Below are 22,032 nucleotides of genomic sequence, written 5' to 3' on the forward strand. Positions count from 1 at the left end.
ATTTCACACTATGCCTGCATTTGATTCAGCAGCGTTTCTCAAAAATCTAACGTCGCAACCTGGGGTGTACCGAATGTACAGTCAGCAGGACGACGTTATTTATGTTGGAAAGGCAAAAAATTTAAAAAAACGTGTCTCCAGTTATTTTCGAACTAATGTAGATAATGCCAAAACGCGCTCATTAGTTAGTCAGATTGCGCATATGGACGTTACCGTTGTTAACAGCGAAACCGAAGCGTTCCTGTTAGAAAATAATTTTATTAAAAAGTATAAGCCACGCTACAACGTAGTGATGCGCGATGATAAATCTTACCCGTTTATATTTCTCTCTGATCACGAACATCCACGTTTATCATTTCATCGCGGCCCGCAAAAGAAGAAGGGGGAATACTTTGGCCCTTACCCCAGTGCTTGGTCGGTAAGGGAAAGCTTAAGGTCAATGCAGCGGATTTTCCCGGTCCGACAGTGTGAAGACAGTTACTACCGATCTCGCAGCCGCCCGTGTTTGCAATATCAAATGCAGCGGTGCAGTGCCCCCTGTGTTGAAGGCTACGTGTCGGATGAAGAATATAAAGAACAGGTGAATTTTGCTCGTTTGTTTTTGAAGGGCAAAAATCAACAGGTAATTGGCAGCTTAGTTGAGAACATGGAGAAGGCGAGTGAGTCACTTAACTTCGAGGCAGCGGCTCGCTATAGAGATCAAATTAATGCATTGCGAAAAGTGCAGGAGCGTCAGTGGGTAGCCGGTACTCAGGACGAAATGGATGTGTTTGGCTTCGCATTTAAAGGCAACATGGCCTGTATACAGGTAATGTTTATTCGTGAAGGTCAGCTATTGGGCAGTAAAGCATTCTTCCCAAAAGTACCCACCATTGCCGATGAAAATGAAGTATTCGAATCATTTTTCCTTCAGTTTTACCTTGCTGGCAACAAAACCATACCAAAACAGATTGTGTTGGCGAATACGTTAAGTGATGAATCAGCAATTTCTACGGTGCTCAGTAGTGAAGCTGGGCATAAAGTCACCTTCTTTAAAGGTGCTCGCGAAGAAAAGCGACAATATTTGGAGCTGGCGCAAACCAACGCAGAGTCTGCTCTTGATGCGCAATACAGCCAACAAAAATCAGTATTTGCGCGATACCTCGATTTAGAAACGGCGATGGAAGTAGACAGCCCCATTCAGCGTATGGAATGTTTTGATATCAGTCATACTTCTGGTGAGCAAACCGTAGCGTCCTGCGTGGTGTTTAACAGAGAAGGGCCGTTAAAGAGCGATTATCGCCGTTATAACATTGAAGGGATAACGCCAGGCGATGATTACGCGGCGATGGCGCAAGCATTAAAACGCCGATACAAGTCAGTGAAAGAAGTCCAAAAAATACCGGATCTGTTGCTAATTGATGGCGGAAAAGGCCAACTAGCGCAAGCAGAGTCATTTTTTGAGGATTGGCCACACGATAAAAAGCCCATGCTATTGGGTGTTGCAAAGGGCACCACGAGAAAACCAGGATTAGAAACCCTTATATTGGCAGGCAGTCACGACGTACTGCCAATGGATAGCCATTCTCCCGCCCTTCATTTAGTGCAGCATATACGTGATGAGTCTCACAGATTTGCGATAACAGGGCATAGAAATAGACGCCAGAAAGTGAAAACCACCTCGAGCTTAGAATCTATACCGGGTATTGGTGCAAAACGCCGCCAAACGCTATTGAAGTTCATGGGCGGTTTACACGGGCTCAAGAAAGCCAGTAAGAACGAAATTGCCAATGTGCCTGGTATTAGTCAAGAATTAGCCGACACTATTTACGACCACCTGCACCAATAACATAATGACTGGCAAGCATTAATGATTAAATTAAGGTAAGGTGTGTGGAATTATAGGCCGTAAAGGCTAGCGCTAAAAAATGCCCCCCGTTGGCAAAACCTGAGATATATCTTTTATGTGGAATGTTCCAAATTGTATTACTTTATTCAGAGTAATTTTAATTCCTGTTTTCGTTGTTGTTTACTTTCTTGATTGGCGTTGGGCCCACGAGGCCGGTGCATTCGTATTTTGGCTTGCCGCCATCACGGATTGGTTTGACGGTTACCTCGCAAGAAAGCTCGAGCAGTCGACGCCATTTGGCGCCTTTCTCGACCCCGTGGCGGATAAACTTATCGTTGCCACTGCATTACTCATGATCACACACAGTTATGCCACCTTATGGATTACGCTGCCAGCAGTGGCTTTATTGGTTAGAGAAATCTATGTATCAGCGCTGCGAGAGTGGATGGGCTCTAGCGGCGTTCGCGACGCAGTAAAAGTGTCATTTATCGGTAAAGCGAAAACCACAGCGCAAATGTTGGCGTTAATCGGTTTACTTTCAGGGCTTGAAACTTTCATGGGCTTCCCGATCTATTGGGTAACTTTAGGTTATATTCTTCTTTATATCGCAGCGGTGCTGTCAATTTGGTCAATGGTTGTTTATACAAAAGCGGCTTGGCCACACTTGAAAGGTGCTGCGTCAAATTAAAATTGATCGCGCTTTAACCAAGTTGAATAAAAAAATAGCAAACGATCGTCAAAACATGCATTTATCTCAATTTAAACGTTTTTTCGTATTGACAGTTTTGAATGGGTAGGTAAAATGCACCCCACATTTCGAGAGGACATAAACCTAACGAGATGTACGATTTAAGAGTGCGGGAATAGCTCAGTTGGTAGAGCACGACCTTGCCAAGGTCGGGGTCGCGAGTTCGAATCTCGTTTCCCGCTCCAAAATCGCTGGCATTATGTAGTCGCTATTTTGAAGTATAAATTAGCACTGCAGTCAGATTATTACGGCGGAATGGCAGAATGGCTATGCAGCGGATTGCAAATCCGTGGATCTCGGTTCGACTCCGGGTTCCGCCTCCATAATCTGTAACGCCACATCAGGTTCTACGCCTGACACCTCGCTGAAAAGCAACCCAATGCCCGGGTGGTGAAATTGGTAGACACAAGGGATTTAAAATCCCTCGCTGGTAACAGCGTGCCGGTTCAAGTCCGGCCCCGGGCACCATTTTATGATTGCACACCTTTTGCATGTTTCCCATAAAATCAAACCTCAATATAATACTTCTCTTTAGCACTAAGCATCATCTTCATTCAATTATGCTGAAAGCAGATATATTCAAAAATCATTTCCTTCAAAACTCTGTTGCTCATAACTCTGTTTTCCAAAGCTATTAATTCAAACTCTTTAATTCAAAGCCTTTAGTTCAAAGTTCTTTAAATCAGAAGACACAATGCATTGCAGCAAATGAAAGCATTGGCGTTGCATGTTTGCTTCGCGTAACCTTTCGCCCCTATATCCATTCTTAAAATTGGTGAACACATCATGTCACAACCCCTGAAGCAACAAATTGGCAATATTTCTATCGTGGTCGATGATTACGATGATGCCCTTGAGTTTTACATTGAAAAACTACAGTTTGTTTTAATCAACGACATAGCATTAGGCGAGGGCAAGCGTTGGGTAGAAGTATCGCCCCCAAATTCAAATGGTACGCATCTGCTATTTTCTAAGGCAAACACCGAAGAGCAGAAGCGTGCCGTTGGCAATCAGTCAGGAGGCCGAGTCTTTCTATTTCTTCATACCAATGACTTTTGGCGAGACTATGAGCACATGAAAGCCAGTGGGGTTGTGTTTGACGAAGAGCCAAGAGTCGAAGAGTATGGCACCGTTGTCGTTTTCCAAGATCTATACGGAAACAAATGGGATTTACTGCAAAGTAGTGCAGCTAGCGAATAAAATGGCTATCGACTAAAATTCTATACAGTCTTAGTAAACCAGAGATGCGGTGAGTACATGACGTTGGACGCGCAATTTAATGAGTGCGGATTTATCATCTTAAGGGATTTTTTCAATAATGAAGAAATTACCCAGATAGAAACCAACGTCGACCGCATTTATGAAACCTGGACTAAAAATAACGAGCAAGCCATATACGATTACAGGCTGGTTAACATGCACTCGTTAACAAGCCCCCAATACTTTAATGACGCTCCACATCAAAGGCAGAAGTTTTTTAGCGCAATTGCGCCGTTTAAGCTCACCTCGGTGCTTGCCAATATCTTTGGCGAAGGGGTGTATTTCCACAATACTCAATTATTTTTTAACCCTTCAAACACTCAGCGCCTTCCATACTGGCATAGAGATATGCAGTTTAGTGATATAGAAGACAAAGTTCAGCGCGATGAGCAGCATTCTATACTAAACCTTCATGTGCGCATTCCGCTAGTAGACGAAAAAGGCCTTGAGCTTGTTCCAGGGTCTCACAAGCGGTGGGACACAGAGCAAGAGCGCAATGTAAGGTTTGAGTTGGGTGGCCATAAAAACAGTGAAGAACTTCCTGATTCGTTGATGATGAACCTTGCCCGAGGCGACGTCTTGATATTTGACGGACAAATGCTGCACAGGGGCGTGTATAAGCACAACCCGATAAGAAAAGCCTTCGATGTGTGTGTGGGAAAGTACCATTCTATCTCTTCGTGCTTTTTAGACCCTCAGGTACTGCCTACCGAAGAGGAGATGGCGCACATCAATAACAATGGATGGTATACACTGGCGAGAGAAGTGTCCGCAAAAATATTTTAAAGATAGGTGATGACACTAACTGGTTATTGTTTCGAAGGAGTTGGTAGCGTGCTTAAGCTATAACGGTAATAGTAATTGACCAAGAGCGTCGAGCCCTCGGTCAATTATTATTACGAAACACGTGGGCTATTCAGCAGCTGCGTCTTTGAGTGGTTTCATTTTATCTTCGATATCTGAGGCTTCTTGTTCTGTAAGCGACGTCTCAAGAGGAGCTGGCTTGCCGTATAAGTACCCTTGTAAATAGTCCGCTCTGGCGTCTTTTAACCACTGTGCTTCATCTTCAGTTTCCACGCCCTCTGCAATCACTTCAATACCACTGCGGTTAGCTATTTGAATAAGACTCTTAACGATATTTTGTTTGTAACTGTCGTTATGGACATTCCTTACTAGCTCCATGTCTATCTTCACAAAATCAGGGCGTAAGCTTTGAAGTAAGTTAAGACCGGACCACCCAGAGCCAATATCATCGAGGGCGATTTGGAAACCGGCATTGCGATAGAATGCTAAAATACCTTTCAGGTGGTTTATGTCTGAGGCCCGATGGGTTTCCGTTACTTCAAACACAATGTCAGATGGCGATAGTCCAATTTCATTAATTGCCGCAGCCGTCGCCCGCAGGCAGTACGAGGGGTCGTAAATGCTAGATGGATTAAAGTTGATAAATAGTTTAGTTCTTAATTTGCCTCTTGCTGCGCACTCTACTGCAGAACGTCGTGCAACCAAATCGAGCGAGAATAAAAGGTCAGACTTTTCTGCAAGTTTAAATGCCAATGCTGGCGGTACGATTGAGCCATTGTCATCGCGAACCCTAAACAATCCTTCATTTGCAAAAACCTGTCCATCTATTGCACTGACAATGGGTTGAAACCATGATTCGTAACGCTGTTTCTCAATACTTTCCACCAGCCATTTTGCTTGATAGCGATTAACCAGTACTTCAAGCGTCACCATACGGCCCATATCGTCAATAGAAGGCTGTTGATCGTGTGACGCAGTGGTGACCTTAGTATTTTCTTTTTCTTTTGATTCTAGTGCGCCATTGAGGGACATGATGAATCTTTGAATATTTGGACGTTCTACTACGCAAGAAATACAGTGATCAGACTGCTGAGTGGCATGAATTTCCATTGAGCCGCATAGCCCTGCAACTTTTGAAAATGTTTCTAGAGTGGGGAGGAAGCTCCAAAAGTGAGTGGTCTCAAAAAAATAGTCGTCAATAGATTCGCAGTCGGCGCAGTACATAAGTTATTCCTAAAACATGGCGTATGAGTATGGTTACACTAGTGACTGTATTTTGGTTTCCTATGTAATGAAATTCTTATAACAGGCGCTTATAGATGGTTATATTTAATCGGTAAGCAACGTTGTACTAACAGGTGAATACCGGCAAGTGTGGTACTATTCGCAATCGTATTGATCATCCATTGGTAAGGGTAACCGTTGAACTCAGTTATGGCGCTGCGCGCACAAGAGCTGTTAAAAGCAGAGCGCCCATTTCATGCTCGAGGAAGCAAAGTAAAGCGCTGTGATGCGTGCCTTCTGCCTATTCCTCAATGTATTTGTGCCTACAAACCTGAATTGGGCACGGATGTTGCCGTGTTGATTCTCATGTACAAGGGGGAGTACTTTAAGCCCACGAATACGGGTCGGTTAATTGCCGATGTGGTGAAGGAAAACTACGCGTTTTTGTGGCACCGCACTGAGCCAGCAGCAGATATGTTGGCAATGATTAATAACCCCGCCTATCAGCCTGTTGTGGTGTTTCCCCACGAATATGCCAACGAAGTCCACCGCATTGACAAACCGCCTTTGTCAGGTGAGAAAAAGCTTCTTTTTATTTTTCTTGATGGAACCTGGCGCGAAGCTAAAAAAATGTTCAGTAAAAGTGATTACCTTTCAAACTTGCCCGTTTTAGGGGTGAACCTTGAAGGCTCATCTGATTATTTGCTGCGTGAGTCATCGCATATGTTTCAACACTGCACCGCAGAGGTTGGGGTGCATATATTGGCTATGGCTGAAGAAAAGGAAGGGGCAGAAAAGCTTGCTCAGTATTTCAGTATTTTTCGGCGAGAATATGTAAAAGGAAAACCTCACTTGCGTGACAAACTAGACTTTGCCAATGCGCAGGTGAAGTAATACGTTTACAAGCCTAAGCATTATTTGCGACACTCTGGTTGCTACAATTTTTTCAACTAGCCATTCGGAGATTTTTAATGTCATCAGTAACATTTCAAGGTAATGAAGTAAAAACGGTAGGCGAATTACCCAGTGTAGGCGCAAGTGCACCTGCATTTACGCTAGTTAAAGCAGATTTAAGTGAAGTTGCTTTGTCTGACTTGTCTGGAAAGCAAGTTGTATTAAACATTTTTCCATCAATTGACACTGGAACCTGTGCCACATCGGTACGCAAGTTTAATGAACATGCTGCAACGCTAGACAATACCGTTGTCATTTGTGTGTCAGCAGACTTACCGTTTGCTGCAGGCCGCTTTTGTGGTGCCGAGGGGATTGAGAATGTTATTACCGGTTCTACATTCCGCTCTTCATTTGGCGACGACTACGGTGTTGCGTTTGAATCAGCACCATTAACAGGTTTAATGTCCCGTTGTGTTGTTGTTATCGATACCAAAGGTAACGTAGTTTACACCGAGCAAGTAGCTGAAACTACTGAAGAACCAAATTATGATGCCGCAGTTGCTGCGTTAAGCTAAACTCTCTTAATTGATTGTGCAGTTTATATAATCGATTGGAAACCGCTGGCATAAATAAGCGTGTCAGCGGTACTCAATGTATTTATCAATACTGCGATTTGTATTTTTAGGAGACACCTATGACATCAACGTTACTTCAAGTTGGAGAACTTGCCAGTAAAATGCAGGAGAAACCTGTAACCCTTCTGCGAGCGTTGATGGACGACCCGCTTACCCAAACACCCGACAAGCGGGGGGCCATGGTGTTACCGGCCTCTGTTGATTTAGACCTAGACGGTGAGGGCAGCGATCATGCCACTGGCTTTCCCCACAGTATGCCGTCTGCCGAAGATCTCGCAGTATATTTAGGTAAGCAGGGCATAACAGCAAACACCACCGTCGTCGCCTATGATACGAGAGGCATTTATAGCGCGCCTCGTGCTTGGTGGATGCTGAAAACGCTAGGTCACAATGATGTGTATCTACTTGATGGTGGACAGCCTGCTTGGAAAGCCGCAGGTCTTCCTGTATCGGAGCAACAGCACTTTGGCAAACTGACTTACCACCCGTCACCTCGCAATGGATGGTTTGTGAATTCCAGTGCGGTGCTTCAGTCTCTCAATACAGATGCACAACTGGTAGATGCGAGAAGTACACCCCGTTTTAGAGGGGAAGTATCTGAACCTCGTGCAGGTGTGCGCTCAGGTCACATGCCTGGCGCATTAAACTTGCCCTTCGGTAGTCTTATTGATAACGGTCGCTATCTCCCTATAGACTCGCTCAAGCAAGCTTTTGAGCGTGCAGGTATAAATTTATCTTTGCCGATTATTTGTACCTGTGGGTCGGGAATTACAGCATGTGTTGTTGGTTTTGCCGCCCTTTTATGTGGTGCAAAAGAAGTCTCCATTTATGACGGCTCTTGGTCAGAGTGGGGTGCCGATCCTCAATATCCCGTTATTGTTGATTAATGCTTAGGTACAATTTAACAATAAAGATCTAACGCTAAAGAACCAACGAATCAGACATAGTCATTCCAATGGATTGAAAACCATGACTCAATTAAAAACACTGCCAAAAATCGTGGTACTGACTGGTGCAGGCATTTCTGCGGAGTCGGGGTTACAAACCTTTCGTGATAATAACGGCCTGTGGGAAAATCACAGCGTTGAGGACGTGGCAACACCACAAGCCTTCGAAAATAACCCTGAGTTAGTATACCGCTTTTACAATGCGCGCAGAGCACAATTGCAAGACAACCAAGTGTCTGCCAATAAGGCTCACCATGCACTTGCTACATTAGAGCAGCATTGGAAAGCGCAATTGGTGTTAGTAACACAAAACGTCGATAATTTGCATGAACGCGGGGGCAGCGAACGTGTGCTGCATATGCACGGCGAACTTCTCTCTGCTCGATGTAGTTTCTCAAACCAAACATTTGAATGGTCTGAATCATTTGATGGTAATACGGCGTGTCCTTGCTGTAGCAATAAAACCTTAAGACCAGACATAGTCTGGTTTGGTGAAATGCCCATGTATATGGACGAAATAATGTCACATCTTTCTACCGCAGACATTTTTATCGCCATTGGTACCTCTGGTAATGTGTATCCAGCAGCGGGCTTCGTGCAGCTCGCAAAAAGCGCGGGAGCCCACACGATTGAGGCGAATTTAGAACCAGGCAGCTCAAATGCATTATTTGATGAGTCGCTTACGGGGTTGGCCTCAGATGTTGTACCGAAATGGGTCGACGACACTATTGCTCAATATACCAAATAGAAGACAAATTAATGCAGTACCTCAACGAATTCCTTACCATCGCTTTAGTACATTTAGTTGCTGTGGCAAGCCCCGGCCCAGACTTTGCCATTGTGGTGAGAAATAGTGTCGCTTATGGACGTCGTATTGCGATATTCACCAGCGTAGGCATCGGTGCTGCTATTTTATTGCATGTAGCCTATTCGCTAGTAGGGCTTAGTGTGGTTATTGCCACTACGCCTTGGCTATTTACCACGTTTAGCTATTTGGCAGCGGCCTATTTACTTTACCTTGCGTTTGGGGCGCTAAGAAGCAGTCCATCTACGGATGCTTTGCCAGATGAGCAAAAAGTCGCAACCGCTATGATATCGCCGAAAAAAGCACTTTGGATGGGTTTTCTGACTAACGGACTCAATCCTAAAGCTACCTTATTCTTTCTGTCTTTGTTCACTGCCATTATCAGTATCGACACGCCTTTTAGCGTACGGTTGGGATATGGCATCTACCTTGCGATAGCCACCGGACTGTGGTTTTGCTTTTTATCCTATATGCTCAGCACCTCAAAAGTGGCAGAGTTCATTGGCAAGAAAGGCTATTGGTTAGACCGCGCAATGGGCGTTTTATTGGTGGGGTTAGCAGTGAAGCTGGTCGCGGGTTAACGCGACCTGCTTTGGTAAGATTAAGCAGATAGAGCGTTCTTACTCTTCAGAATCTGGAGAAAGGGTTGCCAGCATGTCAGCAATTTCTTCTTTTAACTCTTTGTCCTCAATTTTATTAGCACTCACTTTCGCTGATTCAAGGCTTTTTATGGCTGCGTACTTTTGGCCGCATTCTACCTGTAATTGAGCCATTGAAAACGCAATGGAAGAGAGGTGGTCTTTGGAATTTATCTTTTCTGCTTTTTTAAGTGCCTTGGCATAAATAACGAGCGCATCAACCAGTTCTTCTGTGAAATCGGCCAGGGTTTCCCACTGTTCGGGATGGTCTTTTGGAGTATCTTCGTGTTCAATACACAGCGCATTCAGCTCTTTGTATAATGCGTCGAAGGTTTCTCTGTCGTCTTTATTGGCAGCTTCCATAAGCTGCTCGCTAAGTTGATATACAGCTTTATATATTTTGGTATTGATCATAAAAACACATGTCCATCTCTGGTATTAAACGCGATAGCGCTATCGGCAAGACAAGCAGCAATAAAGTACTGGTGCCATGCAAGTAATAGTCTTCAATAAGTAAGCTTCAAACAGTAATCACAAGGTAATCATCAAGCGTTCACGCTATGGCAAAAATCTCGCGACAAACATCTTTCGAAGTGCCTCTTAGGGCGTGTTGATCTTTGTTGTACAAGTTTTGGGCTAAATGGAAGCATTTTAATCGCGAAACAGTCCTGTAGGCCTAGTGGGCTAAGTCAAAGGGCCCAAATAAAAAAGCGGCAACAAAGAGTAAAATGCTTCCATAACGCCCCCTTCGGGCAGCGCCTGTGAGCTATTTATCCTGCGTAAAATGGTTTCGATTTAGCCCGCTAGACCTTCAACCATTCGCCTTGTCTAAATAGCTCACAGACCGCTGCAAAAATGTACAGCAAAGATCAACACGCCCTAGTATTCAGGCATAATACCTTAATTATATGAAACGTGTTTCGCGTTCACCCAAGTATTTCTTCAATGTGCTTACTCTTTTGACTGACGTTAATGTTGAATGTTGTCGCAACGCAACTCAATACAAACAACAGACAATACGCACAGATGACTGAGCATGGGCAGTTTAAAAAAAGATAGGCGAAACAAAGACAGAAAAGTAAAGATAGAAAAGCAAACCTTGAATTTTGCCACGTTAATAACTATTAACGCACAAAGGCAACTGTTGTTATGTTACAGACAAGCATTCAACTGCGTGAATTGTTATACTCGCGCGGTTATCACGTTTTAAAATAGGAACGAAGTGAAAGACGTTAATTCTGACCGCCTAAACACAACATTGGCAAAGCAATATCAATTCGATCTGAAGTCGCTCTTGAAAAAAGCTTCTGTATTAACAAAAGCTAACTTTTCGCCTCTGCTTCAAAGCAGCGTTGTCCTGTTTCTCGCCTTTGTAGTGATGGGAGTGATTGCTCAACGGTTTATCACTATCAACGATGACGGCAGTTATATTTTTGAGCATCAATCAATTTTTGAAATTGTGGCAATATGTATCGTCTCTCCGTTAATAACCGGCCTTTACATGGCGGGCGTTAAACATGCTAGAGGAGAAAGCACCACAGTCTTTTCGGTTTTTGCCTATTTCCCTTTACTGTTTTTAGTTGCGTTAACACAGCTGGTTAACAGCATCTTAGTGCAATTAGGCTTAGTGCTACTCATCATTCCTGGCATCTACTTTTATCTCGCCTCGTCGTTTGCTCTTATGCTGGTGGCAGATAGAAAATTAACGCCTATCAGCGCAATTATCCTCTCTTGTCGCGTTTTTAATGCATATTGGAGTCAAATGCTGAGCGTATACGGCGTTTTCTTTCTATTATTTGCTACTGTGCCGCTTACCTTTGGTTTATCGCTAATTTGGGTATTACCCTTTTATTTCAGCGCGATGGGATTGCTGTACGATGAATTAATAGGAGAACAAGGCGCCAGTGTTACTGCATCAGGAAATGACGTAAAAGAGTCTAATTTTAATGCATAAGCGAGAAACGTTTAAAATTGTCCTCATCACCATTGGTGTATTGGCTGTTATTGTTATTAACGCCATTATCTTCAATGAGGAAACCCAGGACATTCTCGACGTTCCAGAAACTATCAAGGCGAAAAAGCCCGTACCAGATTTTTCTGTCTACACACAGGTAGAGGAAAAGAAGGCTGCTTTTTTTAACTATTTGAGGCCAGAGGTAGAAAAACAAAACGCGTACTTGCTTACACTTCGTCATTATGTGCAAACCCTTTATCGAAAAGCGCTAGCTGAAGAGCCTTTTAGTGAAGACGACATTACCCGTCTGGCGTGGTTAGAAAAAGAGTACCGAGTGAAGTCTTCAGATCCGCTGAACACTAAACTGCTTAATTTATTGCAAAAAATTGATGTGTTGCCTGCTGAGCTCGTCTTGGTACAGGCTGCTAATGAGTCAGCGTGGGGTACAAGTAGATTCGCCCGCGACGGCTATAACTTTTTCGGATTGTGGTGTTTTAGCAAAGGATGCGGCTTTGTTCCAAGCCGAAGAAATGATGATGCTTCTCATGAGGTGGCAAAGTTCGACAACCTATCACGGGCTACATACACCTATATGCGAAACCTAAACCGGCACGATGCGTATAAGGATTTACGAGAAATTCGTAGCCGATTAAGAGCCAATCAAATTGCTATTAACGGTGTAGCGTTAGCCGAAGGATTAATGAAATATTCTGAGCGTGGCGCTGCCTACGTGGAAGAACTACAAAATATGATCAAATACAACGAGGAGTTTTTGGGCGAATGATACGAGTTGCTATGGTGTTGCTGTGTGGATTTTTCACCGGTCAGTCAATTGCAGAAACAATTGATGTTGAATACAGTCGGTTTTACAGCCACGTAAAAAAGTTGGATAACGAAGATACCCAAGCTTTGCAATTCGCATTCGGATTTCTACGTGTAGGTGAAGGGCGTTTATGCGGGATGACCAGCGCTGAAATTGTCACTGATAAACAAACAATGAGCCTAGATGTAAGCAATGAAGGACGCTTTACGGTGCCTACCGAAAAAGCGCTTAAACTTGCAAATGCAATAATACGGATATCGTTGGTTGAGCGCGCCAATGTGTGCGACATGTCGGTACAGCTTGAGACTAAACCAGAGTATTTAAAAGCTCGCTATACCAAAGATGAGTTAACGTTTGTGTATGGCCAGTACGAAGCGTTCTTTAATGAAATGGGGAGCTTCCTGTCTTTTCTCATGCCAACGGTTAAAGGCTTGATGATACATTTTGAGGACAGAGATTTAGATTATATTACGCCTGAGGGCGTGACCATCACCAATGGTGTATTGCATATTGAGCAAGAGTGGATAAGCGAAGCAAAAGGGTTATCGTTACCTCAAGCTCCGCTTCGTATTACCGCAATGGCATCAAGTTAATAGCTGATAGCGTATTTGCTCTGCCAGACGGGTGATAGTTTCTTCGCCCTTTGCGCAGAGCTCTTCTGCTCGGTGAAATTCCATAATACCAACGTCAGTGAGTTGCGGCTCAATTAAGATATCTGGCGGATCGCCAGCAAGTCGAGAACGGGTTACTCTAGCTTGCAATATCTCTAACGAACTACTCATTACGCTCATTATTCCCGGCGGGTTCTTCTTATTGACCTTTGCAGGAACTTCCATGACTTCTTCTTCAACCTTTTCGATAACTTCAGCCCCTAATGAGTCGTTATTGCTCTTGGTTTTTTTATCAAGACCGTCTTCGGAATCACTGTCTTCTGACTTACTGTCTGAAGAGAACCACTGTTTCAGTGCGTTTTGGCTTTTGGTAAAGAAGTCTTCGGTTTTTCTTTGATTGTCTTCGTGATCTTTACGCAACTTTTCAAGTCTAAGGGGTCTAAAGTCTGCATTCAGATTAACCGCAATGACAAAATCTGCGCCTAGCTGTCGACAGAGGTTCACAGGCACAGGATTGACCACCGCACCGTCTACCAACCACCTGTCATTGTACGCTACCGGTGAGAAAAGCGCTGGAATGGCACAAGACGCTTGAATTGAAGTGCCCACCGGGCCTGAATCAAAAACAACTTCGCGCCCGGTATACAAATCTGTGGCCACTGCGGCAAATGGCTTATTCATTGCCTCAAAGCTATCAGCGCAAAAGTCACTGGCGAGTTTATCAAACACTTTTTGTCCGCTGGCTAGGCCGCCTCTGCGCAGCCCAACGCCCATGAGGGCTAACACCTGCCAATCACTAAGGGAGCAGGCCCACTCTTTAAGACCTTCAAGCTTACCACTTGAATACGCGGCGCCTACGTACGCACCAATAGAACAACCTGCCACAACATCAATCTTAATACCTAGTTTTTCTAGTGCTTGTATAATACCAATGTGGGTCCAGCCTCTCGCTGCACCCGCTCCTAAAGCGAGTCCAATTTTCATCTATTGAGGTTCCATAATGTTGATGATGTCGATAGTGTCTGCTGCCTCGGCTGACTGGTCACTTTCTGGCTTTTCAAAAGTGGGCTCGTCAAAGCCAATGTCGCCATCTTTCACAGGGCCATCATGTGTAGTTATTGATTGAAAGTCGTATAAGTTACTGTCAACTAAATGGGATGGCGCCACATTCTGAAGGGCACTAAACATAGACTCAATTCGTCCAGGAAAGCGCTTATTCCAATCTTGAAGCATGCCCTTAATATGCTGACGCTGTAAATTATCTTGTGAGCCACACAAATTACACGGGATAATAGGAAAGTCAGACAGTGTAGAGTATTCTTGTATGTCGCTTTCAGTGCAATACGCCAAGGGGCGTATAACGATATGCTCGCCGTTATCACTGACTAGCTTAGGCGGCATAGACTTGAGCTTACCACCGTGAAACATATTGAGGAAAAACGTTTCAAGCATGTCATCTCGGTGATGGCCTAACGCTATTTTGGTCGCCCCAAGCTCTTTTGCTGTGCGATACAAAATAGCTCTGCGCAGCCTAGAACATAAAGAACACGTGGTTTTGCCCTCAGGAATCTTATCTTTCACGATAGAGTAGGTGTCTTCTTCTACTATCTGATAGGCTACGCCTAAGCTGTTTAAATATTCATGAAGAATATGCTCTGGAAAGCCAGGTTGTTTTTGGTCTAGGTTCACTGCCACAATATCAAAGTGAATAGGGGCGGCGCGCTTCAAAAACATAAGAATATCGAGCATGGTGTAACTGTCTTTACCACCTGACAGACATACCATCACTTTGTCATTCTCTTCAATCATGCCAAAGTCGGCTATGGCTTTACCCACATTGCGACGAAGACGCTTTTGCAGTTTATTGAAATTGTGTTTTTGCTTACTTTGCGCTGCAGCAGAGGACGGCGATTCAGCGCCGTTTGTGCCTAAACTCATAATTAACTAACTTAGTTTGTGTGAAAGCCGCCATTATACAATAAAGCGGCTTTTGTTAACTATGCTTGTGTACGTTAAATATCTTCGCTTACAGTTTCATTACGCCCTGTTACACACGGTCGCTATTTTTTAGCGATTTCTCAGCGTAAATAGCGGGCACCTTGAGGCATTTGTCAGCACTACACGGTATAGGGCGACACAAATCCGTTAGGCTTTATGGCTAACACGTCGCAATTTAGCGCATCAATAACATGTTCTGCGGTATTGCCAATCAGCGCCGCCGATATGCCAACCCGCCCAACGGTGCCAATGATCACCAGCTCAGCATCTATCTCTTTAGCAACTTGTGGGATAACACGTTCAGGTAACCCTTCTTTTACAATACATTTGTTAGGGGCAATGTCGTGTTTTGCTGCATGGGCATTCATTTCATCAAGATGATGATTTTTAACCGCGCTGTGGTACTTCTCCGAATCAAACTCGGGAACCTCTATGGCAATGTTGAGCGGAGTAGCGGGGTAGCTATTGACCAGATTAACATGGCCTTTTAGCAGCCGAGCATATTCATTGGCAATGTCGGTTATTTTGTCATTCAGGGCTGCGTGTTCTTCATCTTCGCTGCCCACGTTTACCGCCGCAATAATTTCACCATTTTCAGGCCAGTCATGGTCTTTTACTAACAACACTGGGCGAGGGCACTTTCTCATGAGATGCCAGTCGGTTGGCGTGAATATAACAGAAGCTAGGTCGTCGTGATTTTTTGTTGCTTTGACGACTAAGTCGATTTGGTTGTTAAGCGCATAATAAATGATGGATTCGTACGCTTTATTGTTCCACTCAACCACTATGTCGATATTGGAAAAACCTTGCTCTTTGAGCTGCTGTGACAGTCGCTTAGATTGGTCTTTAGTGACAGCATCGCGCATAGTATCGCGCTCGTCAGGGCTTAGCATGGTGGTCATATCGTAAGATAGGTCGTACACAACCATTAGCGCAGTAACCGTTGCGCCTGTTTTTTGGGCAACCTCGAGAGCGCGGCTTAACGCAGGTTGGTTGTCACGCTCAGCATCGACTACCGCTAAAATGTGATTACACTCAATCATAACTTCTCCTTCCTATGAAGCTCTTCATTAAGTGTAATAGACAATAGGGAAAACGTGGCTTGTTTTAGATCAAAATTTTAACAAATTTGTCAAAGCCTTCTACCACGTTAACGTGCGCTAACCATTGCAAACAATGCTCGGCCCTTTAAGGGCGGTGACTTTGCCGTCGATAGCATCAAAATCGAGTATGGTGATCAGTTTGCCATCCACTTTAATTAACCCTTCTTTTTGAAAACGACTCAGTAACCGACTGATAGTCTCAATAGTCAGGCCTAAGTAATTCCCAATTTCGTTGCGAGTCATGGTTAGGTGAAACTCTCGGTGAGAGAAACCACGCTCTTCAAAACGCTGAGACAAGTGAGATATAAAATAAAGCAGGCGTTCTTCAGCAGTGCGTTTATTGAGCATCATGATCATATCGTGATCTTGCTTTATTTCAGCGCTCATAAAACTCATGATTTGATGGCGAAGCTTGGGAAACTGAACAGACATTTCATCAAGGGTGTCGTAGGGAAGCTCACATACCATGGCCGTTTCTAGCGCCTGGGTGTAGCTTTGATGTCTACTTTCGCGAAGCGCATCGAAACCCACAATATCACCAGGGAAATGAAAACCGGTTATTTGTTCTTCACCATCTGAATTAGTCACAAATGATTTGAACGATCCGGTTCTTACTGCAAATAATGACGTAAACGTGTCGCCGTTATTAATTAATGTGTCACCTTTGTGCAGCGGCTTTTTGCGTTCGATGATGTCATCGAGAGATTCAATCTCGGTCTTATTCAACGCCACTGGTAAACACAAGTGACTGAAGCTGCAGTTTTGGCAGTGGATAGAGAATCCGCTTCCTTTGCTCATAATTTCTATTCTCTGTAAGTTCACACCCCTAAATGGTACAACATCATTTAGGATAATGCGCTATAAATAAGATAAGCTGCATATAAGGCCATGGCAATGGCGATGCATTGTCGAACAGCACTATGCTTAAACCCCTGAATAATATACTGGCTACTGGTGCTTACAGCAAGCAAGGTTGGCAGTGTACCCAGCCCAAAACACAACATGATACCAGCGCCTTGAACCGCTGAGCCCGCCGCGAGAGACCAGGTTAAGGTGGAGTAAACTAGGCCACACGGCAACCACCCCCAAATAAACCCATAGGGTATGGCACTAAAAGGGGTTTTAAAGGGGAGAAAGCGTTTTGAAACCGGCTGGATATAGCGAAATAAATGTTTGCCCACACTCTCAAGCGCCGTAAGCCCTGTCCACCATTTTCCTAAATAGCATGCCAATAAAAATACCATAACAGCACTTAAAATGGACAACGCATAACTGGCCACGGGCACAAAGTCGGAGGCCATTTTGCCTAAGGCGCCGGTGATTGCACCTGCAAGGGTGTAACTAATAATACGACCAATGTTGTAGGCAAGAGTGAAGGGAAGTGCAGGTTTATCTTTTGGCGTTACCATTCTAAGCGCCGATACAATGCCACCGCACATTCCAACGCAGTGCACGCCGCCGGCTAAGCCAATCAAAAATGCAGAAAAGTAATTAATCTGATCCATACTTATCTTGTTCTTGTTGAAGCTTTTTGCGTTGTTCGGCCAGCTTCTTCTCTTCTGGCGGTAAGTCGTCATCAAACAAAATGCTGTAACCTTGTCGGTCTAAGTCTTCAAATTGATTTGATTTAACAGCCCAAAAAAAGATAACGATCGCAAGAGCAACAATGATAATCGCAATGGGAATTAAGACATAAATAATGCTCATGTTATTTGCTCAATAATCGTGTTGAATTTGTAACCACAATGATACTGCTTAACGACATACCTACAACAGCCACCCAAGGGGAAAGTAAACCCGAAACGGCAAAAGGTAGAATGATAATGTTATACAGCACAGACCAACCAATGTTTTGGCGAATTTTTTTCCGGGTTTGGTGCGCTGTATCGATAAGCGCCGGTACAGACAATAACTGATCGCCCAACAAGATGACATCTGCAGCGGTTTTAGCCACATCAGTGGCGTTACCTACTGCCACTGCAACGTCGGCACTGGCCAATACTGGCGCGTCGTTAATGCCATCGCCCATCATCATCACCTTTTTGCCTTGTGACTGAAGCGTTTGAACCTCCGCGTATTTCTGTTCAGGAGTAAGGCCACCCAAGGCCACGGATACTGGCAGTGAGGCAGTAAGGTCGTCTACGTTTTGCTGCGTGTCTCCACTAAGCACTACCAACAGGTTTGTTAAAGCCAAAGCATCTAGGGTCGATTTGGTATCATCACGCAGCGTATCGCTTACTTCAAATGCTGCAACCAGTTTCCCTTTTGTCGCTAAATATACATTGGCGGCAATGGGAATACTTTCGTTACTTGATGAGTTAACACCGCAAAAGATAGCTGAACCCATTTCAAAGGCAACGCCGTTGACTTCGCCACTTATTCCGCCACCGGGTGTCACGGTAAATTGAGAGACCTTATGCTTAATGTCATCAGAAAATGCGTGTGCGATAGGGTGCTCAGAGCGTGATTCTAGTGCCGAGGCAATTTCCCAGGCCCGCTGACTGTCTACACCCTGCGCATACCAGCTATGTCGAAGGCTAAATTTACCTTGGGTAAGCGTACCTGTTTTGTCTAAGGCGACTGTATCAATTGTGGTAATTTGCTCGAGAGCGTCGGCTCGCTTTAGCAAAATGCCTTGTTTGTTCAATTTGGCCATTGCACAAGTTAAAGCTGAAGGCGTTGCTAAACCTAATGCACACGGGCAGGTAGCAACAAGCACAGAAATGGTGATCCAAAACGCATCTACATTGCCGGTATAGGTCCAATAGGCATAAGTGAGCAATGCAATGAGTAACACCGATACCACAAAGTAGCGAGAGAACTCATCAGCAAGCTGTGCCGCCTTTGGCTTGCTGGCCATGGCGCTTGCCTGCAAACGCATTATTTGATTAACCAGCGCATTCTTAAGGGTATTTGTTACGACAACGGTTAATGAACCGTCTTTGCATATCGTGCCGCCATACACTGTGCTTTTCTCATGTTTCATCACGGGGTTAAATTCCCCGGTCAGCATGGACTCATCCACCGACGCATTGCCATCAGTAACATAGCCATCGATAGGAATAGTTTCCCCAGGCTTTATTAGCACCACATCATCTTTAGACAGTTGCTTGGCTAAGCATTCGATCACGCTTCCGTCGGCTTCTAATTTGGATGCAGAAACGGGTATGTACTGCATCATATTTGCTGAAATCTGCGCCGCACGATGCCTGCTTCTATGTTCTAAAAACCGGCTTAACAGCAGCAAAAAGATAAACATACAAATAGATTCGAAGTACACCTCTCCCTGTTCTAGCAGGGTTGAACGAATACCTGCTATATAGGTGCCAAAAATAGCGATGGTAACGGGCACGTCCATATTGACAGTTTTGGCGCTTATTGCTTTTAATGCGCCCAAGTAAAATGTGCTTCCGGAATACAAGACCACTGGCGTGGTAAGTGTAAGCGCCACCCAATAAAAGTATTGGCGGGTTTCTAATTCGATAGCGCCAAACCAATCAAAATATAGGCCTGTCATCAGCATCATAACCTGCATGGTCATAATACCGGCTAACCCAAGCTTTTTAATAAAGACTTTTTCTTCGCGCTTGTAACTGGCCTCGTGCTCATCAGGGTGAAAAGGGGAGCCGGAATAGCCGATGCGCTTTAACGTGGATAGAATTTGGCTTAATTTAATGACTGAGGCAGACCAAGTTACTAAGGCACGGCGTTCCTGTACGTTTACCGCGACTTGCTTAATACCGTCTACTTTGGATAGCTGCTTTTCAATTAACCAACCGCAAGCAGCACAGGTGATACCCTCAAGAGTTAACTGTATTTGTTTATGCTTGCCTTCGTCGTAAACGAATTCATCTTGAAGCGTTGGATCATCAAACACTTTTAACCTGTCTAAGGTGTCGAGAATGCTATCGTCAGACTTTTGCGCAGGTTCGGTTCTAAACTGATAATAGTCTTCTAGGCCATTGCTTACAATGGCCTCAGCAACCGCTAAGCAGCCAGGGCAGCACATTTGTCTGGTTTGGCCTAAAATGACGGTTTCAAAACGTTTGTCGTCATCATTGGGTAAACCACAGTGATAACAGGTAGCTTCGCTCATTACGGGTTAAACTTTATAACATTAGTAGTAGGCAATATGAGTGTATTTTGGATTTTCCATGCTTCGTCCACGGGTGTCAGCGAAACCTGCCATTTACCGTCTAAATTCGCTTCTATAAATCCACGATAAATACCGTTGGCGTCACGGCTAAGTAGGGTGCTTACATCTTTATCTTCTAAGGTCACGTGGTAAAAGTTCAGCTTAAGCGCATTGCCCTCTGCTGGAATACCTGAGTGAAATTCTAATGCAATGCTGCCATCTTTAATGGTGAGATCGGAGGTCATGTTAAGTTTGCGTGCAACGGCCTCTTTGTCTAGTCGTGCGTTGATTGCTTTACCTTCCTTGTAGTAATCGTCTACCACCAAACTATCTTCTGTTGAAATGGCAAGCTTAAGCAGCACGCCACCCATGATTGCGGTGATCACTGGCACGGCAATAAGAAACCACGGCCAAAATTGTTTATACCAAGGTGTATTCATTAATCGTTGATCTCATCGTTGTTTCGCTAACTGCATATTCATGTTCACTCTTCGCTAGCTTAAGGCTTCGAGACTTTCAAAAACCGCGCAAAAATAATCATGAATATACATTTAGTGTTTACATTTGATAGCGACTGGTTAAGTAAAACCAATGGCTAAGTGATGGTATTTTCTCATAAAAAAAGCCCCGCAGTAACGGGGCCTTTTGCGATATTTAGCTTTTCAATGATTAATCATTTGAAAGGCTATATACGTAAGCTGCAACAACGTGAATCTTATCTTTACCCAACGTCTTTTCAAAAGCAGGCATTACACCGTTTCTGCCGTAGGTAAGGGTTTCTGTCACCGCTCGGTGGCTGCCGCCATAAAGCCAAATGTTGTCAGTAAGGTTCGGAGCGCCAAGCATTTGATTGCCCTTACCGTCCATACCGTGACATGCAGCACAAGCCGCGAAGCGGGTTTTACCTGCTTTCGCTAACTGTGGGTCTACATCGCGACCGCTAAGACTAAGTACGTAGTTAACCACTTCGTTAATACCGTCTTCGCCCATTGCGTCAAGCCATGCAGGCATTGCTGCGCGACGACCGTTGATTAGCGTTTCCACAATTTTATCGCCCGAACCGCCGTACAACCAATCGTCATCCGTTAGGTTAGGGAAGCCGCCGTTCTGACCACGCGCATCAGAACCGTGGCACTGTGAACAGTTTTGTAAGAACAAGCGTTGTCCAACTTTGTTGGCTTCCGCGTCATTCGCTAACTCTTCAACAGGCACTTGTGCATAAGCTTCAAAGATTGGGTCAAACTTGTCTGCCGCATAATCTAGCTCGCGGTCATACTCAACCAGTTTACCTTGCTCTTTCGCATCTATACGCGCTTGCATAGACTCTTCTAGAGACTGAACGTTCTGGTTAGAACTTTTCCATCCTAGAAGACCTTCGTATGCACCTAAGCCCGGGTATAGTGCAAGATATATAAAGCCCCAAACGATGGTCATGTAGAACATAATTGTCCACCAACGAGGAAGCTGGTTGTTCAGCTCCTCAATCCCATCGAATTCGTGCCCCATTGACTCTCCTTCTGGTACACCTGTCTGGTTAGAAAGGCACCAGCGCAGAAGGAAGTAGCAACCAATGATTAACCCTAGGGTTATCACTGAAATCCAAATTGTCCAAAACATACTCATGA

Annotated in this window: 22 protein-coding genes, 3 tRNA genes and 1 pseudogene; 15 read left to right on the forward strand and 11 right to left on the reverse strand. The window is 44.4% G+C overall.

The genetic code is table 11. The features are described 5' to 3' along the window. Positions 1 to 10 precede the first annotated feature (10 nt). The 7 genes from uvrC (at position 11) to AC27HD_RS02070 (ending at position 4,622) form a co-directional block, all read left to right on the forward strand. A complete protein-coding gene (gene uvrC, locus AC27HD_RS02040) occupies positions 11 to 1,828 on the forward strand; it encodes an excinuclease ABC subunit UvrC (protein WP_487103467.1) in 1,818 nt (605 codons plus the stop codon). A gap of 115 nt (positions 1,829 to 1,943) precedes the next feature. Then, positions 1,944 to 2,516: a CDP-diacylglycerol--glycerol-3-phosphate 3-phosphatidyltransferase gene (pgsA, locus tag AC27HD_RS02045; RefSeq protein ID WP_487103469.1), complete on the forward strand. Its 573-nt coding sequence runs from the start codon at positions 1,944 to 1,946 to the stop codon at positions 2,514 to 2,516. Between the two features lie 169 nt (positions 2,517 to 2,685). After that, positions 2,686 to 2,761: transfer RNA gene (locus AC27HD_RS02050), tRNA-Gly, on the forward strand. Between the two features lie 64 nt (positions 2,762 to 2,825). Then, positions 2,826 to 2,899 (forward strand) — tRNA-Cys (locus AC27HD_RS02055). A 58-nt stretch (positions 2,900 to 2,957) separates the two neighbouring features. After that, positions 2,958 to 3,044: transfer RNA gene (locus tag AC27HD_RS02060), tRNA-Leu, on the forward strand. Positions 3,045 to 3,362: 318 nt separating this feature from the next. Next, on the forward strand, positions 3,363 to 3,776 hold the full coding sequence (locus AC27HD_RS02065) for a VOC family protein (RefSeq protein WP_487103470.1): 414 nt from the start codon (positions 3,363 to 3,365) through the stop codon (positions 3,774 to 3,776). 57 nt (positions 3,777 to 3,833) lie between these two features. Further along, on the forward strand, positions 3,834 to 4,622 hold the full coding sequence (locus tag AC27HD_RS02070) for a phytanoyl-CoA dioxygenase family protein (RefSeq protein WP_487103472.1): 789 nt from the start codon (positions 3,834 to 3,836) through the stop codon (positions 4,620 to 4,622). A gap of 126 nt (positions 4,623 to 4,748) precedes the next feature. Here the strand turns inward: AC27HD_RS02070 and AC27HD_RS02075 are convergent, their stop codons facing one another. Beyond that, positions 4,749 to 5,864 carry an EAL domain-containing protein gene (locus AC27HD_RS02075; RefSeq protein ID WP_487103474.1) on the reverse strand — a complete coding sequence of 372 codons (1,116 nt, stop codon included), beginning with the start codon at positions 5,862 to 5,864 and terminating at the stop codon, positions 4,749 to 4,751. 210 nt (positions 5,865 to 6,074) lie between these two features. On the opposite strand from AC27HD_RS02075, the gene AC27HD_RS02080 reads away from it, so the two are divergent. From AC27HD_RS02080 to AC27HD_RS02100, 5 genes and pseudogenes are all read left to right on the forward strand, one after another. Beyond that, on the forward strand, positions 6,075 to 6,758 hold the full coding sequence (locus AC27HD_RS02080; protein WP_487103892.1) for a tRNA-uridine aminocarboxypropyltransferase: 684 nt from the start codon (positions 6,075 to 6,077) through the stop codon (positions 6,756 to 6,758). 77 nt (positions 6,759 to 6,835) lie between these two features. Further along, the gene (tpx, locus tag AC27HD_RS02085; protein ID WP_032096258.1) at positions 6,836 to 7,333 is read left to right on the forward strand and encodes a thiol peroxidase; all 498 of its coding nucleotides are present in this window, start codon (positions 6,836 to 6,838) and stop codon (positions 7,331 to 7,333) included. A gap of 119 nt (positions 7,334 to 7,452) precedes the next feature. After that, on the forward strand, positions 7,453 to 8,280 hold the full coding sequence (locus AC27HD_RS02090; protein WP_487103476.1) for a sulfurtransferase: 828 nt from the start codon (positions 7,453 to 7,455) through the stop codon (positions 8,278 to 8,280). Positions 8,281 to 8,326: 46 nt separating this feature from the next. Next, a pseudogene (cobB, locus tag AC27HD_RS02095) lies at positions 8,327 to 9,088 on the forward strand (Sir2 family NAD+-dependent deacetylase); the annotation flags it as partial. A gap of 11 nt (positions 9,089 to 9,099) precedes the next feature. Then, positions 9,100 to 9,726, forward strand: coding sequence for a LysE family translocator (locus tag AC27HD_RS02100; RefSeq protein ID WP_032096255.1), 627 nt, complete (start codon positions 9,100 to 9,102; stop codon positions 9,724 to 9,726). A gap of 39 nt (positions 9,727 to 9,765) precedes the next feature. Here AC27HD_RS02100 and AC27HD_RS02105 read toward each other — a convergent pair whose 3' ends face one another. Beyond that, a complete protein-coding gene (locus AC27HD_RS02105; RefSeq protein ID WP_032096254.1) occupies positions 9,766 to 10,197 on the reverse strand; it encodes a hypothetical protein in 432 nt (143 codons plus the stop codon). 808 nt (positions 10,198 to 11,005) lie between these two features. Here AC27HD_RS02105 and AC27HD_RS02110 point away from each other — a divergent pair. Genes AC27HD_RS02110 through AC27HD_RS02120 form a run of 3 tightly spaced genes read left to right on the forward strand, consistent with a single transcriptional unit; the run spans position 11,006 to position 13,153 of the window. Then, complete coding sequence (locus AC27HD_RS02110; protein ID WP_032096253.1) at positions 11,006 to 11,737, forward strand: YciC family protein; 732 nt, start codon at positions 11,006 to 11,008, stop codon at positions 11,735 to 11,737. Further along, complete coding sequence (locus tag AC27HD_RS02115) at positions 11,730 to 12,521, forward strand: glucosaminidase domain-containing protein (RefSeq protein ID WP_032096252.1); 792 nt, start codon at positions 11,730 to 11,732, stop codon at positions 12,519 to 12,521. Before AC27HD_RS02110 ends, AC27HD_RS02115 begins: the two co-directional genes overlap by 8 nt. Continuing rightward, positions 12,518 to 13,153 (forward strand): DUF2987 domain-containing protein, encoded by a 636-nt coding sequence (locus AC27HD_RS02120; protein ID WP_487103479.1) that lies wholly within the window; start codon positions 12,518 to 12,520, stop codon positions 13,151 to 13,153. The genes AC27HD_RS02115 and AC27HD_RS02120 overlap by 4 nt, the downstream gene beginning before the upstream one ends. Here the strand turns inward: AC27HD_RS02120 and AC27HD_RS02125 are convergent. The 9 genes from AC27HD_RS02125 to ccoP form a co-directional block, all read right to left on the reverse strand. After that, positions 13,145 to 14,155 carry a patatin-like phospholipase family protein gene (locus AC27HD_RS02125; protein ID WP_032096250.1) on the reverse strand — a complete coding sequence of 337 codons (1,011 nt, stop codon included), beginning with the start codon at positions 14,153 to 14,155 and terminating at the stop codon, positions 13,145 to 13,147. The two genes, AC27HD_RS02120 and AC27HD_RS02125, sit on opposite strands and share 9 nt — an antisense overlap. Continuing rightward, on the reverse strand, positions 14,156 to 15,109 hold the full coding sequence (gene ttcA, locus AC27HD_RS02130) for a tRNA 2-thiocytidine(32) synthetase TtcA (protein ID WP_487103481.1): 954 nt from the start codon (positions 15,107 to 15,109) through the stop codon (positions 14,156 to 14,158). A gap of 179 nt (positions 15,110 to 15,288) precedes the next feature. Beyond that, positions 15,289 to 16,212 carry a universal stress protein UspE gene (uspE, locus tag AC27HD_RS02135; RefSeq protein WP_487103483.1) on the reverse strand — a complete coding sequence of 308 codons (924 nt, stop codon included), beginning with the start codon at positions 16,210 to 16,212 and terminating at the stop codon, positions 15,289 to 15,291. 117 nt (positions 16,213 to 16,329) lie between these two features. Then, positions 16,330 to 17,070, reverse strand: coding sequence for a fumarate/nitrate reduction transcriptional regulator Fnr (gene fnr, locus AC27HD_RS02140; RefSeq protein ID WP_032096247.1), 741 nt, complete (start codon positions 17,068 to 17,070; stop codon positions 16,330 to 16,332). A gap of 47 nt (positions 17,071 to 17,117) precedes the next feature. Then, positions 17,118 to 17,777: a sulfite exporter TauE/SafE family protein gene (locus AC27HD_RS02145; protein WP_487103485.1), complete on the reverse strand. Its 660-nt coding sequence runs from the start codon at positions 17,775 to 17,777 to the stop codon at positions 17,118 to 17,120. Then, complete coding sequence (gene ccoS, locus AC27HD_RS02150) at positions 17,764 to 17,979, reverse strand: cbb3-type cytochrome oxidase assembly protein CcoS (RefSeq protein ID WP_032096245.1); 216 nt, start codon at positions 17,977 to 17,979, stop codon at positions 17,764 to 17,766. Before ccoS ends, AC27HD_RS02145 begins: the two co-directional genes overlap by 14 nt. A gap of 1 nt (position 17,980) precedes the next feature. After that, positions 17,981 to 20,368 carry a heavy metal translocating P-type ATPase gene (locus AC27HD_RS02155; RefSeq protein ID WP_487103488.1) on the reverse strand — a complete coding sequence of 796 codons (2,388 nt, stop codon included), beginning with the start codon at positions 20,366 to 20,368 and terminating at the stop codon, positions 17,981 to 17,983. Further along, positions 20,368 to 20,847, reverse strand: coding sequence for a FixH family protein (locus tag AC27HD_RS02160; protein WP_032096243.1), 480 nt, complete (start codon positions 20,845 to 20,847; stop codon positions 20,368 to 20,370). Before AC27HD_RS02160 ends, AC27HD_RS02155 begins: the two co-directional genes overlap by 1 nt. Positions 20,848 to 21,076: 229 nt before the next feature. Next, a complete protein-coding gene (gene ccoP, locus AC27HD_RS02165; protein ID WP_032096242.1) occupies positions 21,077 to 22,030 on the reverse strand; it encodes a cytochrome-c oxidase, cbb3-type subunit III in 954 nt (317 codons plus the stop codon). Positions 22,031 to 22,032: the final 2 nt, after the last annotated feature.

This window comes from Alteromonas sp. 4NS20-0143 (assembly GCF_057542855.1).